Here is a 23,693-nt window from a genome sequence, read left to right as displayed (position 1 = left end):
TTTACAGGTTGAAGCTTTCAGTATATATTTTTTTCAAAGCTTTGATAAAAGCTTCATTTTCCGTTCTAGTTCCTACAGAAATTCGTAAACATTCCTCGCAAAGCTGCACTTTGGATCTGTTCCTTACAATGATTTTTTCCTCAATCAAATCGTCATACACATGACTTGCGTTTGGGATTTGAACCAGAAGAAAGTTGGCATGTGAAGGATGAATTTTCTGCACAAAATCAAGTTTGCTCATCTCTGCTCTGAGGTATTCCCGCTCCTGAAGAATATCCGCGATCATCGCATTGACCTTATCTACCTTCTGTATAGCCGCCAAAACAGTCTCTTGCGTCAGGCCAGAGATATTATATGGAGGCTTAATTCGGTTTAAGATTTTGATCATTTTCTTGCTGGCAAAAGCCATCCCAAGTCTTAAGGAAGCAAGTCCCCAAGCTTTGGAGAAAGTTTGCATGACCAGTAGATTTCCGAACTCTCCCATATGAGTAGTAAAGCTTGGCTCATCACTGAAGTCAATGTAAGCTTCATCCACAACTACCAATCCTTTGAATTCACGAAGTAATCGCAGAATATCCTCGCGGTTAACCTTGTTTCCACTTGGATTATTAGGTGAGCATACAAAAATGATCTTAGTATTTTCATCAACTGCCTTTAGAATCAGGTCAGGCTGAAGTTGGAAATCCGGAGTCAATGGGATTTTGCGGGTTTCAACATCATTGATTCCAGCGCTGACTTCATACATCCCGTAAGTAGGAGGAAGTAGAATTACATTGTCCTTTCCAGGATTGCAAAATGCCCTGAAAAGCAAGTCAATCGCTTCATCAGAGCCATTTCCTAGGAATATTTGAGATGGCTTTACCCGCTTGATCTTGGCAATTTCTTCTTTTAAATCCAGCTGGTAAGGATCAGGATAACGATTATGATCAGCATCCGTCACGGAACCGTAAGGGTTTTCGTTTGCATCTAGGAAAATACCTTCTTTGCCGGTATACTCATCACGAGCTGAGGTATAAGGCAGGAGGTTTATAATGTGTGGTCTAAGTAATGGGGTTAAGTCAAACTTCATTTCTTTTGTTTTTTGAGCTGTTTGAGTCTTATAGTTACTGCATTCTTGTGGGCTTCTAATAATTCGTTTTCTGCCATTATCTCAATGGTAGGCCCAATATTTTTCAATCCTTCCGGACTGAGTTTTTGATAGGTGATCTTTTTAACAAAGCTATCCAATGAAACACCACTGTAATTTCTAGCATAGCCATAAGTAGGCAAGGTGTGATTGGTTCCTGATGCATAATCACCGGCTGATTCAGGCGTGTAATTGCCAATGAATACTGATCCAGCATTGTAAATCGTAGCGACAGCTTCGTCTTCTTCGACCACACTTATGATCAAATGCTCTGGAGCGTAGTAGTTGATCAACTCCAACGCCTCTGCCGCGTTGTTCATAATCACTGCTCTGGAATTGGCTAGAGCCTTTTTAGCAATGTCTTTTCTTGGAAGATCTTCCAATTGCTCAGCTATTTCTTTAATAACGCGCTTCGCAAATTTCTCAGTATCAGTTACCAAAATAACCTGACTATCTACGCCATGCTCGGCCTGAGAAAGTAAATCCGCAGCTACAAAAGCAGCGTTTGCCGAATCATCTGCATAAACCAGCACTTCTGAAGGTCCTGCAGGCATATCGATCGCCACTCCATATTTTGTAGCTATTTGCTTCGCTGCCGTTACAAATTGATTTCCGGGTCCAAAGATCTTATCCACCTTCGGGACGCTTTCTGTGCCAAAAGTCATTGCCGCGATGGCTTGTGCTCCACCTGCTTTTACGATTTTGGTGATACCTATTAGTGATGCTGTATAAAGTATAGCGGGGTGGATTTTCCCTTCTTTACTAGGTGGTGAGCAAAGTACAATTTCCTTACATCCCGCCAACACCGCAGGGATTCCAAGCATCAATACTGTACTAAAAAGCGGTGCTGTTCCTCCCGGAATATATAAACCGACTTTTTGAATGGGTACACTTTTCCTACTACATACTACTCCCGGCATCACTTCATCTACCAACTCTGGTGTCGCCTGAGCCATATGGAAACGTTCGATATTTCTTTTGGCTACATTTATTGCTTCTTTCAAAGCAGGAGAAAGTGCTGCAGATGCGGCTTGGATTTCTACTTCAGAGGGAAAAAGTGAATCTAATTCCACGTGATCGTATTCCATGGCAAATTTGAAAAGGGCTTTGTCACCATTTCTTTTCACTTTGCGCAAGATTGGTTTTACAATCTTATTTATTTGTTTGGTTTTAAAAGTAGGCCTTGCCAACTGTTTCTTCCAAGTGTCCTTACTAGGATTATCCAGGATGTTCATTTGATTTCTGGTCTAAGGTTGTGCAAATAGTTTTGCAGAATTAAAGAATCATCTTTTCTATAGGAACGACTAGGATTCCTTCTGCTCCGGCAGCTCTGAGCTCTTCAATGTTTTCCCAGAATTGATCCTCGTTCAAAACTGAGTGAACAGAAGACCAACCTTCTTGCGCCAGAGGCAATATAGTAGGGCTACGCATTCCAGGAATTAGACTTGTGATTTTCTCAATAGATGCGTTTGGAGCATTTAGGAGCACATATTTATTGCTTTTTCCTTTTTGTACTGCGTTGATTCTAAAGAGAAGTTTCTCCGCAATTTCCTTTTTCCAATCTGATAGATTGTTGTTTGCGATCAGAACAGCTTCGGATTTGAAAATCTCTTCCACTTCCTTCAGACCATTCATCATCAGGGTGGAGCCTGAGCTTACGATATCACAGATTCCCTCTGCTAATCCAATACTAGGAGCGATTTCAACCGATCCTGAGATTTCGTGGATGTCGGCGTTGATATTTTGGCTCTTGAGGTAATCACCAAGGATTTTAGGATAGGAGGTAGCTATATTTTTTCCTTCGAAAAACTCCACCCCATTATATTCCTGACCTTTGGCTACGGCAAGTGAAAGTCTGCATTTGGAAAAGCCAAGAGCTTTCATCGTGGTGACATTTTTGTCTTTCTCTACCACCTCATTCTGACCTACAATACCTAAGTCAGCTACTCCATCTGCTACATAGCCTGGAATATCGTCGTCACGAAGAAACAAGAATTCGATTGGGAAATTGGTGGAAGTGGACTTGAGTTTGCCCGTTCCATTGTAAAATTTGATGCCACATTCTTTGATGAGGCTAAGTGAATCGTCTGATAGTCTGCCGCTTTTCTGCACGGCAATACGGATTATTTGTTCCATGTTGGCAAGTTACGCTAAGAAATAAAAGGTTGTAATAAATAGTGGCGAAAAGCGGAATCCCTATCATCGGCTTCACCGGGTGTGTAACAATATTCCTCAGGAGGAATGATGGAAATGATGCATCAAGTTGCTTTGATGTGCAATTGCTAAAAAATCAATATTTCTATTGCTGTTTTCCATTATTGTTGGCAAAGATAGGAGGTCACTGAGAAAATGCAAATCGAGATGGCTTATTTTAATGAACTTCGGCTTATACAACTAAAGTATTTAGTTATTTGTTTCCAATAATTGATCTAGCTTTTCCCAATTTCCAGCCAATGACTCCTTTATTATCTGGTTCCATCTTGCCTGTACATCTCTGTTTAAACCATTTCTGGTTTGCCCATCATATAGTTCCTGCAGCTTATTCATCTCCCGATAGGCGTCCAAATAGATGTCATTGAGTGTTGCCTCGAAGAGGGTCGGTTCCAGGTCTGCGTTATTTAATGTATGGATCATTCGGTCGGCAGCGATTCTCGTCAAGTCAAAATGCTTCTGTTCATGATTGCTGGCATAGTCATCTGCATTCTTTACCCAAGACTGATCGGGAAGCATGTATACTTTTATCAAAATCGTCTGTATGATCTCTCCAGCTACTATTTCTGCATTTCCTTCGATGGATAAGCTGCTAAAAATAGAAGCATTGAAAGAACTTGTAGGATCTGGAGATTCAGAGAAGTCGTCCCATGTCAAAGGCCTCTTCGGATCATAAAAAACCGTGTCTCTGTTGCTTGGCAGGATGGGGTCAAGAATATTCAATTTCACTGTTTTTGCCAGGGTTCTATTGGTTGGGGCTTGGCTGCTAAACCAGGCATCGAAGTAATTCCAACTATTTTCAAATAATTGTTGCACACTTTTTTGCACGTTTGTAGTTTGATTGGCAGGTCTTCCATAGTTAGCTTTTCCATTAAAGTCAACCAAATGAACTGGACTGCCTTCACTTTGGACAAAAAATCCAAGACTTAGTTGAATCTCTCCTTTATATCCTCGCTGATTAGCTTGGTAGATTTCTTTGAGATCAAGATTGTAGACTTTAACTAGAATATTGTAAGAAGTATTTTGAGAGTTTGTAATTCTTGAATTATAAAAAAGCTTTGCCTGCTCAGCTAATTTTCCGTCAAATGTAGCTGTTAGTTTATTTCGGTCTGAATCGTAAACCTGTCCTACTGATTTTTGAACTCTGGAATCCAGCACTTTACTAAAGATATATTCTTTCCTCTGTCCAATATTACTGCTGGGAGTGAGCTTCAAAGTCAATTGTTGACCTATGGCTATCCCAACAGAGAGTAGTAGATATAATATAGTGAGTTGGAAGATTCTCATGTATTGGGAAAAGAAATAGAATTCAGTTAGGATTGATTAATCAGACTAAGCCTAACGAATAGCACTTGTAGCAAGTTTTGGAAAGTAGGTAAAAGTGAGTTCTAAATCTGATCACCTACTTGTATTCTTTCGGACGAAGTGTGTTCATAAGCGTACACGCTATTTGTTGGCACGTAATTCAAATCAGCGATTCTATCATTTTTTCAAAATTAAATTTCCTTAACAAGTGTAATATGGTGCAACCTCAGAAAAACCATAATTAGCCGAAAAGTGTTCGATGGCATGACAGTCGGTCAAAGATATGTTCAGTTAGTATACAGGCTGTGTTAATAAATCCTGATTTTTTCAGAATTTAATTCTGAATTCCTCGTGAGAAATTTAATTTCTAAAAATAATATGGTGTTTGGGCGAAGGTGGTTTTTTGGCTTTGGTATGCGCTTCGCATTAGGGAGATCACAACACTTCTAAACCAACTTATTATGAAAACTTTATTAACAGTAGCTTTAGCAAGCGCATTATCTTTTAGCTCATTCGCAGCAAACGCAAGTGAAGATTTGAAAGCACTTTCAGCAGTAAACTCGAATTTCAAAAAAATCAACGTTACCCTAAATGAGGGAGTAGGCAAAGCAAAAATCTCTATTATTACCCCAGATGGAAAAGTTCTGAACAATAGGAGTGTCCGTGTGAAAGGGGAAACTTTGATGCTTCCTTATAATATGGAAAGCCTGCCGACTGGAGAATACCTAGTCAAAATCGTGACAGAAGATGAAGAAGTAACCTACTCCGTAGAGACATTTGAAAAACTAACTCCAGTGGAAGTATTACCATTGGTGGCCTTCGGTAAACAAATTGATCATAATACCGTAAGTCTATCAGTGTTTGGGCTTAATGAGCCTGGCGTGGATGTGGAAGTTATTTCATCTATCAGTGGAGCGGTGATTTACACTGAGCATGTTGATCAAGAGGAAGGATTTAAAAAAGACTATTCTTTCACAAATGTGAATGCCAAGGATATCTACCTCAAAGTGACTGACTCTAAAGGACGAAACAAAACCCTTTATTTCTAAGTTAAGCCAACTATTATGAAGAGCCCTGATTTGACGATCAGGGCTTTTTTTTGTTCAAATTTGAGGCTAGGCTATAGCCATTTCTTTCTTTTGAAGTAAATGAAGGGCAGAATAGCTGAGCAAATCATAGCTACAAGCACGATAGGATATCCGAAAGGGAACTTTAATTCAGGCATATATTCAAAATTCATCCCATACACACCTGCAATGAATGTAGGAAGGGAAATGCATACCGTAACCACCGTTAGCATTTTGAATATATGGTTTTGTTCCAAGTCAATTTTGTTGGATACGTTTTCTCTGAGATCATCCAAGCGATCAAAATTGAACTGAATGTAATCGGAAATCACGTCTAGGTCATTCAATTCTGTACGTACACTTTCCCTCAATTCCACATGTTTTTCCCAGTCGCTTTTGATGTACAATCGCAATACTCGAGTGGTTTCAAGAAGTGCTTCCTTAATCAATAAATTGTTGAAGTTATATTTTGTGATGATGTCCATCACATTGCTTGAAAACTCCTTTTCTATCAGGATTTCGTTGGCAAGGGCCTTTACTTTTCTACTGAGACTCTCTGTGATATCTGCGAAATAGTCAGAAATAAACTCAAACTGAAATTTGAAAATACCATCCATATCATTGATCCTCTGCAAAGAATTGATTTTGGCTGGATACATATCATTGAAGTAAACATCAAGGTTGGCACTCATGAATAGAAATAAGCCTGTTTGAGAAACTATGATAAACAACGGTTCCTCCACCATATTTTTTTCCGTGTTGTGATAGGGGATAGAAAAGTGAAATGCTGCCTGGTTCTCATTTTCTAAAAAGTGGGAGCTGATTTCTATATCCTCAAAATGCTTCATGATCTTGAAGTCAAGTCCATAATTCTGCTCCAGCCAACTCAATTCAGCATTGGTATAATCCGTGAATTGCATGACCTGGAATTCCAGTTCAGAAACTGAAAGCTCATCCACTGAGTGAGCCTTAAAAGACTTTTTATTTTTGAGGAGGATTTCGATCATGGGGTATTCGTAAAAAAATGGTTTATACAATTAGCAATTATCTAATATTCAATCTTGTAAATTTTATCCGGGTTACTTTTTACATAATCAATCAATTTCTGTTGATAGTCTTTTGTGAATATTTCGGTAAAAAAGTAGCTTTCAATTACTTCGGTTGATGTAAGCTCTTTGTATCCTTCAGAAAATGATGTCCAACGATTATTCCAATCTCTGTGGTTATCATTAAACTTGGAATGTAAGTCTTGAATAGTTTTGAAATTGCCGAAAAACTCTTTTAAAACGATCTCATAATCTTTCTCTAATTTTTCCAATCCAGTTTCTTGCATTGCTTGTAAAGCAAGTATAGAAAGTTCTGGATAGTTAAATAAAAACTGGTAAACGCCACCATTATTCACTTGTGACTCAAAGTTTATAAGAGTAAAATATACACGTTGCTCCTTAGTAAGCTCATTTAGAAAATCTGCGTGAGTTTGATTCTTTTCCCAATATTTATTTTTATCATAAACATCCTCACATGCTTTAGCCCAGATATCGTAGTATGCGTTATTATACTTGTTCCAAGCTTTTCCATCCCACTTTTTCTCGATTTCAGCAATCCAGTTTTCGGGTAGTTTTGGAATATGCTTATTGGATTGATTTTCTGATTCAAGCTTCAAAAATTCGGTTGGAGCATTTTGCGTATTTTTGGATTTCCTTTTCCAAATGAAAAAACCAATTATTAAGAGAAATACGCCTATTGAAATAATGAATCCTATTTTCATTGTAGTTTATTAGATTATCAAATTCTGGTATAATGGGACTAGTTTATTTTTGTTGAACATATGAATGTGTCTCCTTCCTTCTCCTTCCTTCTCCTTACGATCCACCACGCCACTATCATATTTGGAACCCAGCAAACCCAGGCAACAATCTGATAAGCAGGAATAAAGTCTCCTTGATGCATCAGTATAAGGAGTGGAAGCCAAATTCTTAGCGTCACAGCTGCGAAAGTTGCCGCGTAGCTAAATATCATCCAGTTTTCGTGGTCATCATACCTATGTTTTTTGGCAGTGAACCAGCCCATCATCGTAGTGCCAAGCCAGATAATGCCGAGAGAGGCAAAACCTATGACGCTGATGATGCCTCCGGTGGCGGATAGGGCAATATAGATTCCTGCGATACTGCTGAAAAATACGGCGGTGACATAAGCCATTCCGATTCTTTTGTGAAGCTTTCTGTTTCTGTCACGGAATCCTTTCGGGAATTGAATCCAGCCGATGAGAAGTGCAAATCCACCAAGAATGATGTGCAGGTAGAATCCCAGATTCCAATCGAATGAATTGAGAAGCTCAGAAGATTTAGATTGGAGTAAACCGAAATTCCTATCCAGAATAAAATAAAGTATGGGATAAAGTCCTATGAGAGTACAGAGAATCCCAAAAAACCACCAACTGACCTTTCTCAACATAGATTTCATTTGCCAAGTATAAGCTACTTATTTGGAAAGATAAGATGCTAATTGATCAAACGTGCCTCCAAATCCTTGCTCCATATTTCCGATGTTTTCAGCAAATACTTTTTTGGAAGCATCAGAGGAATTATGTGGGTAGGAGACCAGATCAATTCTAGTTTTTCCATCTTCTTCATAAAACTCCAGATCCACGATCATTTCCATCGGCCAATCTGCACCGAAAGGAACTTCTGGAGCTTTGACCGTTTCTCCAGCTTCATTGGAAAAGGAATTGATGAACTGCAGCCGGGAGGAAGCTTCTATTTCAGTAAACACCCATTTAGCCCACATTTGGTAACCGTCTTTATTTCTAAGGACAAAGTGAAAAATGCCGTCTCTAAAAAATTCAAATTTTCTTACCTCCATCTCAAACCCTGCTGGCCCCCACCATTGCTGGAGACTATCGGCTGCCTGAAATGCATTGTAAACTTCCTCTTGGGGTTTTGTGAAGAACCGGGTGATTTCGAGTTGTGAAGACATGTGAGTTAATTTGATTAGAATTGAATGGATTGGCTCACAGAGGAACCTGCCATATCTCCTTCTGGCAGCTCAAATGTGATTATCTTTTCAATTCCCTCTAGTTGAAGTTTTATTTCTAAAGCTCCTGTCAGCTTTTGAGTAGGCTCTGACAAGGTTACTTTCCAGGTTTTGCCTTCGGTATTTTCCAGCTGCACTAGTACAGGTTGGCTAGTCTCTAATCTGTTATTTTCCCAGTAGAATTTACCCTTCTTATAAAAAACGACCCCAAGTAACCCATTTTTTTTGTCCTGTACAGCCTGAACCTCGGGCGAGTTTTGAAGGATAACTACCGAAGAAATATTCTTGTTGGTCAACTCTTGAGCGTTTTCAACACCTGGTAAAAGAATGTATGCGTAGGAGGCTTCTTTCGGGTTTTTCCCATGGTCGATCCAAAGTTTGAAGACATCCTTTTCTATGATCTTGGAAGATGAATTGGAATTAATTTCTGACCATGCACCTGGTTGGTTATCTGCAAAAAGCATTACGCTTTGATTTTCCGGGAAATAGTATCCGACTTGATCATGATAGATCCACTTGATGTTTTTTAGTTTGTCAGCTTTCTCGCTCTTAAACTCTTCAAAATCTCCATTTTGAGATAGTAGAACAGGTCCTTTCAACCAAGATTGATTTAATGTAGTAGTAATCGATTCCTGTCTATTTGCTGAGATGCCTGACCCCAGACAAATGACTTTATCATCAAAGAAAAACCAACTTTTGTTGGCTTTGGTATTGTAATCGGACATCTGATAAACTGAAATCCCATTCAATCCGTCGCTTACTCCTCCTACAAAATCAGAATTCCCTCTATTTGCGACCCAGTTTCTACGCTTTTTAAGCGGGCTGACTTCAGGTGTGGTGGTTCCTGGAATCTTATTCCACTCCCAGTTTGGAAAAATATTGTGGTATTCATTTCCCTCTACTGCTATGAAAGTAGCGCCTTCAGTAAGAAAATGCCCAGTGAGATTTTCACCGTTTCCGGATTCGGTACGTACACTTCGACTTGAAGCTATATTAAGGCCAACCATAAATTCAGGTCTGTGGTGTACGGTATAGTCAGATCTCCAGTAATAAATATGCTTAGGGCTGATTCCTTCTGATGGATCTGCTTTGCCTTCTATTCTTGCAATTGCCTGATCGTATTCTTCTTGGTGACGGTTGATGTCGATTTCTCTAATTTGCTTCACAATTCCCACATTCACTCGGGTTGCATTATTTCTGGCGATTCCCCGGCCAATCACACTAAAATCTACATAGCGACCACGGATCACCTGCAAGAACCCATTTCGGGTAAAATCTGATATTAAAGCAATCTGATCAGGAGTAAATGAAAATCTTGTTCCTTGGATGTAAGTGGCCACATTTCTAATACCAGAGAGGTACTCTCTGCCGTAGCCATGCATGTAATTCTCGGGGCCATGAGCATGAAAAGACATGTCTCGCTGTATACCATCACCTGGGGAGATTTTGATCGTAGCAGCTGTCGCGTCTACAGCCCGCTTGATTAAAGCTGCATCTTTGGTGAGTGCTGCCTCCATGATCATATGCTGCGCAATATCAGTCAAATTGGATCCGTCTCTTCCGGGAGATTTTGTGATTGAGGCAGTTTTACTCATCCAGCTGATTAATTTTTTCTCTAAATCTTCCGGTACCCCTGGCTCTACTGTGCGCATGGCGATCAAAAGCTGTCCGATCTCTTTGGGGACGCTTATACTGAGCCACCACCAGTTTTTTGAAGTTGGCTCAGGTTTTAATTCAACCCAATACCTGATGGCATTAAGTATACGCTGATGCGTACTGGCACTCAAGTAGAACTTGTTGTCTTTTCTACTATAAGCCTTTGCCATCAGTCCGATTCTCTTGATGTGAACATCTGGCTCCCAACTCGACAGGGAGTTGTCAGCATAGTTGATATCTTTCCAGCTCCCGTCTGCCTGTATTTCCTTTTGTACCTTGTTTGCTAGATTGTTCAGATCTGCCGCGCTCGTAGCTTGCTGATATTGCGTGAAAATATTTTGTTGGACAATTTCGAAGTCTGAATCCTGCTGGGCTTGAAGTGACTGGACATGAGCTAAAAGAAAAAAGAGAAATAAATAATTGGCTAATCGTTTCATAATCATGAAATAAAATGGAAACTACTGAGTGATTCCGGTAGAAATCACTTTGAAGTTTATTTCTTCTTAGGAATAGGATGTTTAAGGGTAAATGCCAGGTTGTCCAAAATCATGGTGAGTTGTAGCTCTATAGTACTGAAAAATATTTAAAAATTTAATTAATCAGCATTTTTAGTAGCTCACTACAATCAAACAATTATGGGAAGCTGGTAGGTTTTTGTCGCTTCTAATCAGGACGTATTTTTTTGTCGGTCAGACCTTGGGATCAGGCAAATTTCTTGGGATTTATGAGGATGTTTTTCGAGTAACATGTTTTTAAATCCTGTTTTATAGCTTTGCTCTCTACTTATTTAGATTGTTCTCAAAGCCAATTATTTTTCATGTACTTTGAAAAGCACTTGCCAACCATCCACTAGCTGTAGCATGTAGGAAAGGTTTTTTTCCCTTTGGAGTGCAATTCTATTTCTTCTAAATTCACGAGTTATGGGGGATTTCTGGATGAAAGAGAAGTCCGCTTTACAGTACCTAAAAATTGATGATAGAAATTTGGAGTAAATACAAGAGAGCGATATTGGCAAACTGTGTCCCATCTTCAGTTGAAGCAAACAGAGGTGTGAATTATTGGAGAAATAGCCTTTTTGCAACCACTTTAATATTTATACTTCCGCTTTGCTTTATTGCGCTGATTCCATCATTATTCCTGATCACCTTCGAAAACAAAGAGTATATCACCCTATTGCACTTCATTACAATTGGTTTGATGTGTTTTATAGCCTTTGTACCTAGCGTAAAAACAGCTACTAGAAAGTTGATATTTTCTCTTACTGTTTATGCGTTTGCCATCACGCTTAATATTTTCACCTCACCCTCCTCAGGCTCTGTTTTAGTATACTTTTTGGCGGCCTGTGTCTATTCTATTATAATTTTCGATAATAAATACGCTTATTGGTGGAGTCATCTTGTGCTGTTTATTTCTATCTTTTTTGGGTTTGCTATAGCGTTCGATTTGATTGATTTCAGTCATAATGTAGATATGAGTTCCGTGAATGAATGGATTGCTGTCAGCTCTAATCTTATCTTTCTATGTTACCTCTCATCAGCCCTTATTCCCAAGATTTTCAAAGGAATTGAAAATTACATTTCCGAGCAGCAACAACTAAAGACCGAGCTTGAGGCGAGTAAAAAAGCACTGCAAGTCAAAAATGAAGAACTTGAACAGTATGCTTATGTGGCTTCGCATGATCTGCAGGAGCCTTTAAGAATGGTTACAAGCTTTATGCATAAGCTTAGTTCAAACTATGGAGACCAGCTGGATGAAAAAGGGAAGAAGTATATTACTTTTGCCGAAAATGGAGCTGTGCGTATGAAGCAAATTGTCTTGGATTTGCTGGACTTCTCCAGGGTCAATAGACCTAGTGATGAACTGGAACTAGTAGATCTAGATGCTTTACTATTGAATTATTTGGAGTTGAGAGAAGGGACCATCGCTGCTGCTTCTGCAAAAATCAATTGGACTGAAATGCCTACCATTTGGACTATCAAGCCTTTGATTACCACAGTATTTCACAACCTGCTGGATAATGGGTTGAAGTATAGAAAAAAAGACACTGCTCCTAGTATCGATATATCGGCACGTGAGCAGAACGATTACTGGGAATTTGCTATTTCTGATAATGGATTAGGTATAGAATCTCAGTTTTATGATAAAATTTTTAAGTTGTTTCAGAGACTTCATAATAGCAATGAATATGAAGGTACAGGAGTAGGGCTTTCAATAGCCAAACGAAGTGTTGAGTTTATGGGAGGACAAATAGGGCTTCATTCACAAGTGAGGGTTGGCTCAACTTTTTATTTTACAATACCGAAAAAAATTAATGAAAGACAAGATTAAATTTCCAATAATCGCTTTAGGTGCATCTGCAGGCGGTCTTGAACCCTTGGAGTTGTTTTTTGAAAAAACAGCTGATGACCCGATAGGTGCCTATGTTGTCATACAGCATTTGGCCCCCAATCACAAGAGCTTGATGGATGAGTTACTGGCTAGGCATACTAAGTTGCCCATCTATATTATTGAGGATGGGATGTCCATTAATCCTGGTGCTATTTACTTGAACCCTCCCAAAAAGTTTGTTGAAATAAGAAATGAAAAATTTGTATTAAATGATAAGGAAGACAGAAAGCTCAGTTTTCCAATCACTAGTTTTTTTATGTCACTGGCAGAAAACCTCCAAGATAATGCCTGTGCTATTATCCTTTCAGGAACCGGGAGTGATGGCGCTGAAGGCCTGAAGTACGTGAAAGAAAAAGGCGGTCTGGTGCTAGTACAGTCGCCAGATGATGCCAAATTCAATGGAATGCCTAACAATGCCATTCATACTGGAGTGGTAGATAAGGTCTGTTCTATTGAAGAAATGCCACAGGAAATCAGTCTTTTTTTCACAAATCGAAAACTACTGATACAGAAATATCAAAATCATGCAGAGGGGAACCCAGTTATTTCAAAAATCCTCAAAACAGTCCTTGAGCTTATTGCTATTGATTTTACAGGTTATAAGCATACTACCGTCTCCCGTAGAATTCACCGGCGGATGAATTTATTGGATGTCACCAAAATTGAAGAATATTACCGTTTACTAAAGGACAATCCTGCTGAAGCACATTTGCTTTCTAAGGAGTTACTTATTGGTGTGACACGGTTTTTTAGAGATGAAGAGGCTTTTGAAGCCTTGACCACTGAAGTAATCCCAAAACTCGTCGAAGAAAACCTTGAGACCAAAACCCTGCGCATTTGGGTTCCTGCCTGCTCCACTGGAGAGGAAGCCTATTCTTTAGCTATTCTGGTGAAAGATTACCTGCGGAAAAACAAACTGCAGTTTGATGTAAGCATTTTTGCCACCGACCTAGACAAGGATGCAATTAAACTAGCTTCTAATAGAATTTTCTCGGAGAACATTACTTCTGAGGTGCCAGTAGAGATCCTGAATACTTACTTTATTTCGCAAAAAGGCGGGTATAGCATTGTCAAAGAAATCAGGGAGATGATTGTTTTCTCGGTGCACAATTTGATCCAAGATCCTGCTTTCAATAAGATTGACCTAGTAAGCTGCCGAAACTTGTTGATTTATCTTAACGAACCAGTTCAGCAGCAGCTCTTCAAACTGTTTCAGTATGCGTTGAGGACAGGTGGATATCTCTTCCTAGGTCCAAGTGAATCTCTAGGGGCTGAAAGTGAAGAGTTTAGGGAAGTAAACCATCGCTATAAGATTTTTCAGAATATTGAAAATAAAAAATTCATACAACGGCTCCATACCGCCCAGAGATTTCAGAAGCAAAGCTGGGATAGAGCACCAGAAGCTAGGCAAATTGAACAGCCTCTTGTAACAACTAAAGGAAAACTGCAGAGTGAAATCCAACATACCCTGATTCAAGAGTATGTTCCTGATTCCATGGTGATAGACCAACATTTTAATTTGTTACATACTTCAGGTAGCACTCACCGTTGGCTACGTATTCCTCCGGGTGAAATCAGCTCTAATGTCTTACGCATGCTTCCTGAAGTATTTGCTGTTCCGTTAGAAGTGGCAGTAAACAAAGTCTTGCAAGACGGAAACGCCATTATTCTTGGAGACCTAGCCGTTCCGGAGGATTTCCACATGCATTTTCAGCCCAATTCTACGTTGGATATTCACATCAGGACCAAGGAATTGTTGGAAGGTATGAGGTATGTATTCATCACCTTTGAGCAGGTATCGGGCAATAGCAATAAGGTAGAGGCTGCTGAAAGAATTAACCTAAGTGCTGTTTCTAAGGAGAAAATCAATATTCTGGAACGAGAATTACGGGTGAACCGAGAAACCCTTCAGACCACCGTCGAAGAGCTGGAGTCTAGCAATGAAGAGTTACAAGCTGCCAACGAAGAGTTGCAGAGTTCCAATGAAGAATTGGAATCCGTAAACGAAGAACTTTATACCGTAAACGCTGAGTATCAGCAAAAAAACAGTGAGCTGGCGAATAACAATGATGATCTGAATAATCTGATTCAAAGTACCGAGATCGCACTGCTTTTTCTGGACGTCAATCTGAATATTCGGAAATTCACTCCCTCACTCAAAAAAATATTAGACCTTGTTCCACATGATATCGGACGTAATATCAGCCAGTTTCGTGGAAAGATCCAGTTGGAAAATCTACTAGATCGAATTGGTATGGTACTGGAAAATCAATCCTCTTTTGAGTCAAGAATAGAGGATATCAAAAAGCGGGAGTACCTACTCAAAATATCACCTTTCCGTACTCAAAAGGACGAAATAAAAGGTGTGATTCTAGTATTTGTCGATTTGACCCAAGCCAACAGGCTTCAAAAAGCATTGGAAGTATCAGATAATGCACTCAAAGAGCTAAACTCAAAGCATAGCGATCAAGCAGAGATTTTGGGCTTGATATCCCAAAACTTAAGGGATATGGTATGCATCATCAATAGTGCAGGGGATATAGAGTATTGCACTCCTTCAGGTTTTTTAGTCACTGGATATAAGCTGGATAAGCTTTATAAACTCAATTTATTCAAGAAAATCCCAGTTCATGCCGATAGGTTAAAAATAGCCTTAAAAAGTATTGATTCAGGCCAGGAGCCAGGCTTAGTTGAGTTTCAGTTTCAGAAATCCAACAAAAATTTGCGCTGGTTAGAGGCTACTGTCAAGGCTATTACACTGCGCCAAAGTGAAGGAAAGAAATATCTACTGACAATCAGGGATATAAATCACCGTAAAAATGCAGAGCAAGAACTTCAAAAAGTTTCTTTGATCGCAGAGCAGTCACCCAATGCAGTAATCATGACAGACACTCATGGTAGAATTATTTATGTGAATGAAACCTTTGAGAAAATGACAGGTTATGAAGAATGTGAAGTTTTAAACAAAATACCTGGCAGAGTTCTTCAAGGAAAAGAAAGTGATCCAGAAGTAGTTAGGCAAATGGCAGAGGCCATTGCCAATAGAGATTCATTTGAAGTCAACATTATTAATTATACTAAACTTGGCAATAAATACCTTACCCACATCAAAGCTCGTCCTCTTTACAATTTAGAAGGGGAGTTTATAGGCTTTTTCTCTATTCAAGACGATGTCACTACGGAGGAAGAATATATCTACCAAGTCAGTAAATTGAATGATGTCATTAAAGCACAAAACAAGCAGCTGCAGGATGTAAACAAGTCACTGGAAGAATTTGCCTATGTCGCTTCTCATGATTTGAAAGCTCCTTTGAGAAGTATTAAAGGTTTACTTAGCATAATTGAAAAAAAGGGCGACTTCTTAGAAAAAGGCAAACAGAAGCAATATTTTGAAATCATTAATTCCTCTGCCAATGAAATGGACAAGATGATCACCAACCTATTGGAGTTTTCTAGAACTGGAAGACTCAACGAGAGTTTGGAAGAGGTAAAGTTACCTGATCTTTTTGAGGAGGTCTTGATGCAATTTAGTAAAGAGCTAGAAGATTTGAATGGTAAAATTATATATAATCTGGACATTACTGAGATCGCAGTTTATCCTATTCTTTTTAAGCGTTTGCTCACCAACCTGATCAGCAATGCTTTAAAATACCGCGGAGACCAAAACCCTATCATACAGATCACGTCACAAAGTAAAGAAGAAAAAGTAACCTTTGCAGTGAAAGATAATGGTATCGGAATTCCAGAGAATCAGCTGGAAAATGTGTTCAAAATCTTCCATTCTTTAAACCCAAATAATGATAGCAACGGTATAGGTCTTGCAGTTTGTAGAAAAGTTGTAGAACTCCATGGGGGAAAAATGTGGGCGGAGTCTGAACTTGGAGAGGGTACCGTTTTTAAATTTGAAATAGCAATTAATCAATAATAAGGATATGAGTACAAAACCTGCACATATACTCTTAGTTGAAGATAATGAGGGAGATATTATTTTAACGCTTGAGGCCTTTGAAGAGAGCAAGTTGAAAACAGAGATCAGCATTGCCAGAAACGGACAAGAGGCTTTAGACTTTCTCTACAGAAAGAATGAATTTACTAAGGCGAAGCGTCCAGATTTGATTTTATTGGATATTAATATTCCGATTTTTAATGGCCATGAAGTTTTAAGTCAAATAAAAGATGATGAAGAATTAAAATCAATCCCTGTAATCATGTTGACTACTTCTTCCAATCAAAAGGATATCGATGAAGCCTACAAACAATACTGCAATAGTTATGTAAAAAAGCCGCTTGATATGAATGAGTTCTTGAAAGCTATTATAAAAATTGAAGAATTCTGGCTGCAGCTCACCACTTTATCTAATAAATAATGACTGAAAGAGATGAGTATAATACAGCCTTCTCAGTTTTGGTGATTGAAGAAAACCGCGGGTATAGATTTGATTAAGAGTATCGAATTCGCACTAAGTAGAAATCACTATATAACTCAGAACGATGTCCAAAGTAAGAAATATTGCATTGCATGGACACGATCGCAGGTGTTAAGGACGCCACTTTTCCTTATGTTAGGCATTATTAATTTAATTCAAATCGGAGGGGTGGACTCTAATGAGTTGCCTTTTTTCCTTAGAACAGTTAATGGTAAGCTCCAAAGAATTAGATGAAATAGTAAAGAATATTATGAAAGAAACTCAGACATTTGACTTTAGTAAAAATGAAAAATAAGCATGTTTTTTTAATAGAAGATGATAAGATTTTTAGGTTGATAACGCTTAAGATGCTAAATAATTTGCGCTTGCCATACCTGTCAATTTGTGAGTGCGAAAACGGGCAAATTGGCTTGAATGAACTAGCCCTGAAAAGAGATCTTGATGAGGAGGTTATTGTTTTTTTGGATATAAATATGCCCGTTTTAAGTGGTTGGGAATTCTTGGAGGAAATGGTTTTGCAAAAGTCCTTTGGTTTAAAAAATATTTCTATCTACATCGTTTCTTCGTCAACAGATGCTAGTGATTTGAATAAGTCTAAATCATATGAAATAGTAGATGGATTTATACATAAGCCACTTTCCTTGGATTCATTAAAATCAATAATAACCACGCATTAACCCACCCGAATCCAACCCTCCGGAAACTAAGCCTAGTGATGTGTTCTAGGTTTGTTTTGTAAAATGTACTGAATACTGAAACTGATTACTGAACACTACCTTCCGCGTGATCCACCATTTTCCCATCCAGCCTCATGTATTCGCCCATCGCATCCGCTGTCATACAGGAATGAACGGGAAGAATACCTAAGATGTCTCCAACTTTCACTTTAGCGAGCAACTCATCCGAAGCTTTTATAATCCCATGTTCCTGGGAAATGCTTTTGAGAAAGGATTTGGTTTCAGGAATAATCCAACCATTTTCATGGAGGTAAACAATCTCTCCGAAGTTTTTCAGGCCATTTTCTCCTACCAGCACGTCTTTGGCCAAGTGAACTCCACCGCCATGAACTAGAATTTCCTTTCGGTCCTTTTTGATATCCACGACTGGCACGGCGAGAGAAACAGCAATATCCTTTTTGTCACAGCCGCCTAATTCTGCCTGCATCAGGTCATAAAACACAAAATTTCCCGGCCCCATCTCGTCGATGTCTCCGAAGTCTTCCATCACTGCACATCCGGGCGTATCTCCAGTTCGAGTAATTAGCTTGGGATATTCTGAATTGTACTTGTGCTTCAGCATGCTAAGGGCATTCCGGGTTTGCTCGTAAAGGGCAGGAATATCAGGCATATAATAGGAGTGACCTGCATGGATGTAAAAACCTTTGAATTTTAGCTTGTCTGACTTTTTGGCAATCAACAAAATCTCCTCAATCAAACCGAAATCGGATACTTCTACGCCTGTTCTTCCATAACCCGCATCGATTTCTATGAAAAACCCTACAGAATACTCCAATTGATCGGAAAGCATTTGGGTAGTTTCAGCATTGATCAACTGCACGGAAATAGATTGTCTTTCGGCTATTTTATTAAGCTTTGGGATTTCAAGAGGATTGAATGGGAATGCGATATGAATATTCACCCAGCCTTGCCCTGAGAGGTATTCTGCCATTTTGATGGAAGAGGCAGTTACCTCTGTAATATTATATTCTTTTGCCCAATCACCAATTTGGTTGGACTGAGCGGTTTTGAAATGTGGAACGAGCTTCATATTGTGCCGAGCTGCTTTATCTGCCATTCGCTTGATGTTGGCGCGGCAGATTTTTTCGTCAAGGAGAAGCGTAGGTGAGGTTATTTGATCAAGGTAGCTCATTAATTTTTTTGACGTTTTAAAGACTTTTATGAAAGTAAGAGGTGAGTAGGGGATTTACAAGTTGAAAGAGTATTTACGAATTTTGATTTACGATTTACGACATTCCCGAAGAGTTGAGGTTTGGTTTTTCTAGTGGCGGCCCAGCGGCGCAGTGCTTGATAACCTTTGAGGTTTTTTTTTCACCTCGAAGGTTTTAGTGTAAAATCTACCGTCAAGCGTAATCTCTCTAAGCAAAGAGGTTATGCTTTATTACTTTGTTGTGAAAAATTTCCGACAGGACTTTCCGCTATGCTTTTTTTGAGAGCAACAAAACCTTCGAGGTTCTGGAAACCTCAAAGGTTAACAAATATGGAAATTGCGTCTTTGCGCCCTTGCGGGATATTTGCCAAGAGAGAAATTCTCACCCCAATGCAGGTAACACCGTCAATTCTGTTAATTTTGCTCCCCGATAATAACGCCTGTGAAACGGCCTAAATAGCATTCTTAATTGCCTCAAAACCTTCATGGAAGCAAAGAAAATACGGAGCACTTTTATTGAGTTTTTCCAATCAAAACAGCATCACTACGTTCCCTCATCACCGATTGTGGTCAAAAATGACCCTACGCTGATGTTTACCAATGCGGGAATGAACCAGTTCAAAGACGCATTTCTAGGAAATGAAATAGCCAAATATTCCCGTGTCGCAAATTCCCAGAAATGCCTTCGGGTTAGTGGAAAGCACAATGATTTGGAGGAAGTGGGCGTGGATACCTATCACCACACTATGTTTGAGATGCTAGGAAACTGGTCATTTGGTGACTACTTCAAGAAAGAAGCGATTGAATGGGCTTGGGAACTATTGACAGAAGTCTATGGACTAGATAAAGACAGGTTGTATGTTTCAGTGTTCCAAGGTGACGCTGGTGATAATTTAGGGATGGATCAGGAAGCCTATGATCTTTGGAAAGCCATCGTTCCAGAGGACCGTATCATCATGGGTTCGAAGAAGGATAATTTCTGGGAAATGGGCGATGTAGGCCCTTGCGGACCTTGTTCTGAAATCCATGTTGACTTAAGATCCGATGCGGAGCGTGCTCTTGTTGCTGGCAAAGACTTAGTAAACAATGATCATGAGCAAGTGATCGAGATTTGGAACTTGGTATTCATGCAGTTCAACAGAGTTTCTGATGGATCGCTAAAACCACTTCCAGCTACTCACGTCGATACAGGAATGGGTTTTGAGCGTTTAGTGAGAGCTATTCAGCACAAATCTTCCAATTACGATACAGATTTGTTTGCGCCATTTTTGGCTGCTTTGGCAAAGAAATCAGGCAAAGTTTACGGCGAGGATTTGCCGACTGATATAGCATTCCGCGTGATCGTCGATCACATTCGTGCGATTTCATTTACGATCGCTGATGGTCAATTGCCTTCAAATAACAAGGCTGGCTATGTGATTCGTAGAATTCTCAGAAGAGCCGTTCGTTATGGATATACGTTTTTGGGCTTCCAAGAACCATTTTTATATGAATTGACTAGCCTCATTGCAGATAATTTTGGGGATATTTTCCCAGAAGTAAGACAGCAACAGGAATTTATAGCGAAAGTGATTTTTGAAGAGGAAACTTCTTTTCTCAGAACACTTGATAATGGATTGAAGATACTAGACCAGATTAAGTCTGAATTAAGTGCGAAAGGCGAAAATGTAATCCCAGGGAAAACGGCCTTTGAATTGTATGATACTTTCGGTTTTCCACTTGATTTGACTTCTTTGATCGCTCGCGAAAGCGGACTTTCGCTTGATGAAAAAGGCTTTGCACTTGAAATGGAAGCGCAGAAAACTCGTTCCCGCGCAGCCTCTGAATCTGAAACCGGTGATTGGGTACTTGTGAACGAAGACAACGGGGTTGAATTCGTAGGATATGATTTCCTTAAAGCGCATGCCCAGATCATCAAGTACCGTGTGATCTCAGATAAAAAAGGCGATAAGTACCAAATCGTGTTAGATAAAACTCCTTTCTATGCCGAAAGCGGGGGACAGGTAGGGGACACAGGTTTATTAATTTCTGAAACCGAAACAGTCAAAGTAATTGACACCAAGAAGGAGAATGACTTGATTGTTCATTTTGTGGAGAAGCTTCCCACAAATCCTGAAGCTAAGTTTGGTGCAGAAGTAGATGCTGAAAAGCGATTTCTAACAGAAAATAATCACACAGCTACGCATTTGCTTCAGGCTGCTTTGAAAGAAGTTCTGGGTGATCATATCCAACAGCGAGGGTCTTTGGTGAATCAGAATTTACTTCGCTTCGATTTTTCTCATTTCAGCAAATTAACTGATTCCGAAATTGCTAAAGTGGAGGATATTGTAAATGATAAAATCAGACAGAACATTGCACTTTCCGAGCAAAGAAATGTGCCAATAGAAGAGGCAAAGAAGCAAGGAGCAACTGCGCTTTTTGGAGAGAAATATGGTGACTTTGTGCGTGTAATCACCTTTGACAAGGAATTTTCTGTAGAACTTTGCGGAGGCACTCACGTTCCTCAAACAAGTAAAATTGGTTTGTTTAAGATTATTTCCGAAGCTTCCAGTGCTTCTGGCGTTCGAAGGATTGAAGCTATCACAGCCAAAGCTGCCGAGGAATATTTCCGAAAGCAAGAGAATTTGGTGAAAGAAATTCAGGAGTTGCTGAAGAACCCTAAGGACCTGATGAAGTCAATTGAGGCTTTGCTTCAAGAGCGAAATGACTTGAAAAAAGAGATTGATGCTTTGCATCTGGAGAAAGCTTCGGGAGTGAAAGTTGAGTTGCTTAAGCAATTTGTGGCAGGAGAAGGCATTAATACTTTGATAGCTCAAGTGGAATTGCCAAATGCGGATTCCTTGAAGAAGCTGGCTTATGAGTTGAAAAATGAGATTGCAAATGCCTTTGTGATTTTGGCAGCCAAAGTCGATGACAAACCTCAGATTGCGGTAATTATAGACGAAGAATTGATTGCAAGTAAAAATTTAAATGCTGGTCAAATCGTAAGAGAATTGGCTAAAGAGATACAAGGTGGAGGAGGTGGACAAGCGTTTTTTGCCACTGCAGGAGGAAAAAACCTAGCTGGACTAGAAAATGTAGTGGTAAAAGCCAGAGAGTTGTACCTTTAAAAACACAGAAAAAACGCGCGAATGCTAAGCGAAGAATTAAGGAATAAATATCAGTTGATCATCGGTTTGGAGGTGCATGCGCAGCTTTTGACCGAGAGTAAAATGTTTGCAGCTGATGCGAATCTCTACGGTCAGGCACCCAACACGCAGATCTCGGCCATCACTTTGGGACACCCAGGAACCTTACCGAAGGTAAATCGCAAGGCAATCGCCTATGCCATCAAGATGGGATTGGCTTGTAATTCTGAGATCACTAGACATAATGTCTTCGCAAGGAAAAATTATTTTTATCCTGACCTTCCTAAGGGTTATCAATTGACCCAAGACAAAGGGCCAATTTGTGTGGGAGGTACCGTACCGATTCAACTTGCAGACGGTCGGAAGAAGGACGTGATCCTGAACCGTGTTCACATGGAAGAAGATGCAGGGAAATCTATTCATTTGGCTGAGGAAGCTGATACGTTGGTGGATTTTAACCGTGCTGGTACGCCATTGATAGAAATCGTAACTGAACCTGATCTGCACAGTCCCGAAGAAGCCTATGCATTCCTAGCAGAGGTTAAAAAACTGGTGAAATACCTCGATATCTGTGATGGAAACATGGAAGAAGGTTCCCTTCGCTGTGATGCCAACGTCTCAGTAATGCTGAAAGGTGCTACGGAGCTAGGCAAAAAAGTAGAAGTGAAAAATATGAATTCCTTCCGCAATGTATTCCGTGCCATTGAGCATGAGCACGAGCGTCTGATCGGGTTGATTGAAGCAGGTGAGGAGGTTATTTCCGAAACGAGGACCTTCGATGCAAATACCGGACTCACTGCCAGTATGCGGACCAAGGAAGATTTGAACGACTATCGCTATTTCCCAGAACCGGATTTGAGTCCCGTGGTAGTTTCTGACGAGTGGTTGAATGCAGTAAAAGCAACCATGCCTGTGTTGTCAAGAGATCTTCACAAGAAGTTTGTGGAGGAGTTTGGTTTGCCAGATTACGATGCTAGCTTTTTGACTGAATCTAAAGACATTGCCTTATGGTTTAATGAGCTTTGTACCAAAACTACTAATTACAAAGCGGCTTCTAATTGGGTGATGGGGCCAGTGAAATTGTCGCTTGGCGAACAATCTTTATCAAAAGAGACTTATCCAATTACTCATGAAGCATTGGCTACTTTGATTGCGTTAGTTGAGGACGGCAAAGTAAGCTACACGGCAGCTGCACAACATGTTTTTCCAGAATTGCTGAAAAACAACAGCGAAAATCCAATGGAGATAGCGCAACGGCTGAATTTGATACAGGAAAGTGACGAGTCTTCTTTAAAGCCGATTGTAGAACAAGTATTGGCTGCAAATGCGGCGAAAGTAAAAGAGTATAAATCAGGCAAAAAAGGTTTGATGGGCTTGTTTATGGGGCAAGTGATGAAGCAGTCCCAAGGTAAAGCTGATCCGAAAGTAGCCACAAAAATATTAACTGAATTATTACAGAAATAAC

The 23,693-nt window shown here is 39.7% G+C and carries 17 protein-coding genes; 7 read left to right on the top strand and 10 right to left on the bottom strand.

Going from position 1 to position 23,693, the window contains the following annotated elements; genetic code table 11:
• Window position 1: 1 nt before the first annotated feature.
• From hisC to LV83_RS08665, 4 genes are all read right to left on the bottom strand, one after another.
• Complete coding sequence (hisC, locus tag LV83_RS08680; RefSeq protein ID WP_111611155.1) at window positions 2-1,069, bottom strand: histidinol-phosphate transaminase; 1,068 nt, start codon at window positions 1,067-1,069, stop codon at window positions 2-4.
• Entirely contained in the window at window positions 1,066-2,361 is a 1,296-nt protein-coding gene (gene hisD / locus LV83_RS08675; RefSeq protein ID WP_111611154.1) for a histidinol dehydrogenase, read from the bottom strand. The genes hisC and hisD overlap by 4 nt, the downstream gene beginning before the upstream one ends.
• A gap of 40 nt (window positions 2,362-2,401) precedes the next feature.
• Window positions 2,402-3,262 carry an ATP phosphoribosyltransferase gene (gene hisG, locus LV83_RS08670; protein ID WP_111611153.1) on the bottom strand — a complete coding sequence of 287 codons (861 nt, stop codon included), beginning with the start codon at window positions 3,260-3,262 and terminating at the stop codon, window positions 2,402-2,404.
• A gap of 267 nt (window positions 3,263-3,529) precedes the next feature.
• Complete coding sequence (locus LV83_RS08665) at window positions 3,530-4,624, bottom strand: hypothetical protein (RefSeq protein WP_111611152.1); 1,095 nt, start codon at window positions 4,622-4,624, stop codon at window positions 3,530-3,532.
• A 479-nt stretch (window positions 4,625-5,103) separates the two neighbouring features.
• Between LV83_RS08665 and LV83_RS08660 the strand changes: the two genes are divergently transcribed.
• Window positions 5,104-5,691: a hypothetical protein gene (locus tag LV83_RS08660; protein ID WP_111611151.1), complete on the top strand. Its 588-nt coding sequence runs from the start codon at window positions 5,104-5,106 to the stop codon at window positions 5,689-5,691.
• A 71-nt stretch (window positions 5,692-5,762) separates the two neighbouring features.
• On the opposite strand, the gene LV83_RS08655 is transcribed toward LV83_RS08660, so the two are convergent.
• Genes LV83_RS08655 through LV83_RS08635 form a run of 5 tightly spaced genes read right to left on the bottom strand, consistent with a single transcriptional unit; the run spans window position 5,763 to window position 10,835 of the window.
• Complete coding sequence (locus tag LV83_RS08655) at window positions 5,763-6,716, bottom strand: CorA family divalent cation transporter (RefSeq protein ID WP_111611150.1); 954 nt, start codon at window positions 6,714-6,716, stop codon at window positions 5,763-5,765.
• Window positions 6,717-6,757: 41 nt separating this feature from the next.
• Window positions 6,758-7,477 (bottom strand): DMP19 family protein, encoded by a 720-nt coding sequence (locus tag LV83_RS08650; protein WP_111611149.1) that lies wholly within the window; start codon window positions 7,475-7,477, stop codon window positions 6,758-6,760.
• Between the two features lie 38 nt (window positions 7,478-7,515).
• On the bottom strand, window positions 7,516-8,163 hold the full coding sequence (locus tag LV83_RS08645; protein ID WP_111611148.1) for a DUF2306 domain-containing protein: 648 nt from the start codon (window positions 8,161-8,163) through the stop codon (window positions 7,516-7,518).
• A 27-nt stretch (window positions 8,164-8,190) separates the two neighbouring features.
• Window positions 8,191-8,685: an SRPBCC family protein gene (locus LV83_RS08640; RefSeq protein WP_111611147.1), complete on the bottom strand. Its 495-nt coding sequence runs from the start codon at window positions 8,683-8,685 to the stop codon at window positions 8,191-8,193.
• 14 nt (window positions 8,686-8,699) lie between these two features.
• Window positions 8,700-10,835 carry a polysaccharide lyase 8 family protein gene (locus tag LV83_RS08635; protein ID WP_158530542.1) on the bottom strand — a complete coding sequence of 712 codons (2,136 nt, stop codon included), beginning with the start codon at window positions 10,833-10,835 and terminating at the stop codon, window positions 8,700-8,702.
• A 535-nt stretch (window positions 10,836-11,370) separates the two neighbouring features.
• Here LV83_RS08635 and LV83_RS08630 point away from each other — a divergent pair.
• The 4 genes from LV83_RS08630 (at window position 11,371) to LV83_RS08615 (ending at window position 17,890) form a co-directional block, all read left to right on the top strand.
• On the top strand, window positions 11,371-12,726 hold the full coding sequence (locus LV83_RS08630; protein ID WP_111611145.1) for a sensor histidine kinase: 1,356 nt from the start codon (window positions 11,371-11,373) through the stop codon (window positions 12,724-12,726).
• On the top strand, window positions 12,710-16,711 hold the full coding sequence (locus tag LV83_RS08625; RefSeq protein WP_111611144.1) for a CheR family methyltransferase: 4,002 nt from the start codon (window positions 12,710-12,712) through the stop codon (window positions 16,709-16,711). The genes LV83_RS08630 and LV83_RS08625 overlap by 17 nt, the downstream gene beginning before the upstream one ends.
• A gap of 7 nt (window positions 16,712-16,718) precedes the next feature.
• A complete protein-coding gene (locus LV83_RS08620) occupies window positions 16,719-17,153 on the top strand; it encodes a response regulator (protein WP_111611143.1) in 435 nt (144 codons plus the stop codon).
• A gap of 344 nt (window positions 17,154-17,497) precedes the next feature.
• Window positions 17,498-17,890 (top strand): response regulator, encoded by a 393-nt coding sequence (locus tag LV83_RS08615; protein WP_111611142.1) that lies wholly within the window; start codon window positions 17,498-17,500, stop codon window positions 17,888-17,890.
• Between the two features lie 85 nt (window positions 17,891-17,975).
• Here LV83_RS08615 and LV83_RS08610 read toward each other — a convergent pair whose 3' ends face one another.
• On the bottom strand, window positions 17,976-19,082 hold the full coding sequence (locus tag LV83_RS08610; RefSeq protein WP_111611141.1) for an alanine racemase: 1,107 nt from the start codon (window positions 19,080-19,082) through the stop codon (window positions 17,976-17,978).
• Window positions 19,083-19,585: 503 nt separating this feature from the next.
• On the opposite strand from LV83_RS08610, the gene alaS reads away from it, so the two are divergent.
• Window positions 19,586-22,210 carry an alanine--tRNA ligase gene (gene alaS, locus LV83_RS08605; protein WP_111611140.1) on the top strand — a complete coding sequence of 875 codons (2,625 nt, stop codon included), beginning with the start codon at window positions 19,586-19,588 and terminating at the stop codon, window positions 22,208-22,210.
• 21 nt (window positions 22,211-22,231) lie between these two features.
• Window positions 22,232-23,692, top strand: a complete 1,461-nt coding sequence (gene gatB, locus LV83_RS08600; RefSeq protein WP_111611139.1) for an Asp-tRNA(Asn)/Glu-tRNA(Gln) amidotransferase subunit GatB — start codon at window positions 22,232-22,234, stop codon at window positions 23,690-23,692.
• The last annotated feature ends 1 nt before the right edge of the window (window position 23,693 follow it).

Origin of the sequence: Algoriphagus yeomjeoni (assembly GCF_003259505.1) — a bacterium.
Taxonomy (GTDB): Bacteria; Bacteroidota; Bacteroidia; order Cytophagales; family Cyclobacteriaceae; genus Algoriphagus; species Algoriphagus yeomjeoni.
This window is presented reverse-complemented; position numbering and strand designations above follow the sequence as displayed.

Excerpts from the sequence above, each read along its gene's own strand:
- hisC (WP_111611155.1), bottom strand. The coding sequence starts at position 1,069 with ATGAAGTTTGACTTAACCCCATTACTTAGACCACACATTATAAACCTC.
- hisD (WP_111611154.1), bottom strand. The coding sequence starts at position 2,361 with ATGAACATCCTGGATAATCCTAGTAAGGACACTTGGAAGAAACAGTTG.
- hisG (WP_111611153.1), bottom strand. The coding sequence starts at position 3,262 with ATGGAACAAATAATCCGTATTGCCGTGCAGAAAAGCGGCAGACTATCA.
- LV83_RS08665 (WP_111611152.1), bottom strand. The coding sequence starts at position 4,624 with ATGAGAATCTTCCAACTCACTATATTATATCTACTACTCTCTGTTGGG.
- LV83_RS08660 (WP_111611151.1), top strand. The coding sequence starts at position 5,104 with ATGAAAACTTTATTAACAGTAGCTTTAGCAAGCGCATTATCTTTTAGC.
- LV83_RS08655 (WP_111611150.1), bottom strand. The coding sequence starts at position 6,716 with ATGATCGAAATCCTCCTCAAAAATAAAAAGTCTTTTAAGGCTCACTCA.
- LV83_RS08650 (WP_111611149.1), bottom strand. The coding sequence starts at position 7,477 with ATGAAAATAGGATTCATTATTTCAATAGGCGTATTTCTCTTAATAATT.
- LV83_RS08645 (WP_111611148.1), bottom strand. The coding sequence starts at position 8,163 with ATGTTGAGAAAGGTCAGTTGGTGGTTTTTTGGGATTCTCTGTACTCTC.
- LV83_RS08640 (WP_111611147.1), bottom strand. The coding sequence starts at position 8,685 with ATGTCTTCACAACTCGAAATCACCCGGTTCTTCACAAAACCCCAAGAG.
- LV83_RS08635 (WP_158530542.1), bottom strand. The coding sequence starts at position 10,835 with ATGAAACGATTAGCCAATTATTTATTTCTCTTTTTTCTTTTAGCTCAT.
- LV83_RS08630 (WP_111611145.1), top strand. The coding sequence starts at position 11,371 with ATGATAGAAATTTGGAGTAAATACAAGAGAGCGATATTGGCAAACTGT.
- LV83_RS08625 (WP_111611144.1), top strand. The coding sequence starts at position 12,710 with ATGAAAGACAAGATTAAATTTCCAATAATCGCTTTAGGTGCATCTGCA.
- LV83_RS08620 (WP_111611143.1), top strand. The coding sequence starts at position 16,719 with ATGAGTACAAAACCTGCACATATACTCTTAGTTGAAGATAATGAGGGA.
- LV83_RS08615 (WP_111611142.1), top strand. The coding sequence starts at position 17,498 with ATGAAAAATAAGCATGTTTTTTTAATAGAAGATGATAAGATTTTTAGG.
- LV83_RS08610 (WP_111611141.1), bottom strand. The coding sequence starts at position 19,082 with ATGAGCTACCTTGATCAAATAACCTCACCTACGCTTCTCCTTGACGAA.
- alaS (WP_111611140.1), top strand. The coding sequence starts at position 19,586 with ATGGAAGCAAAGAAAATACGGAGCACTTTTATTGAGTTTTTCCAATCA.
- gatB (WP_111611139.1), top strand. The coding sequence starts at position 22,232 with ATGCTAAGCGAAGAATTAAGGAATAAATATCAGTTGATCATCGGTTTG.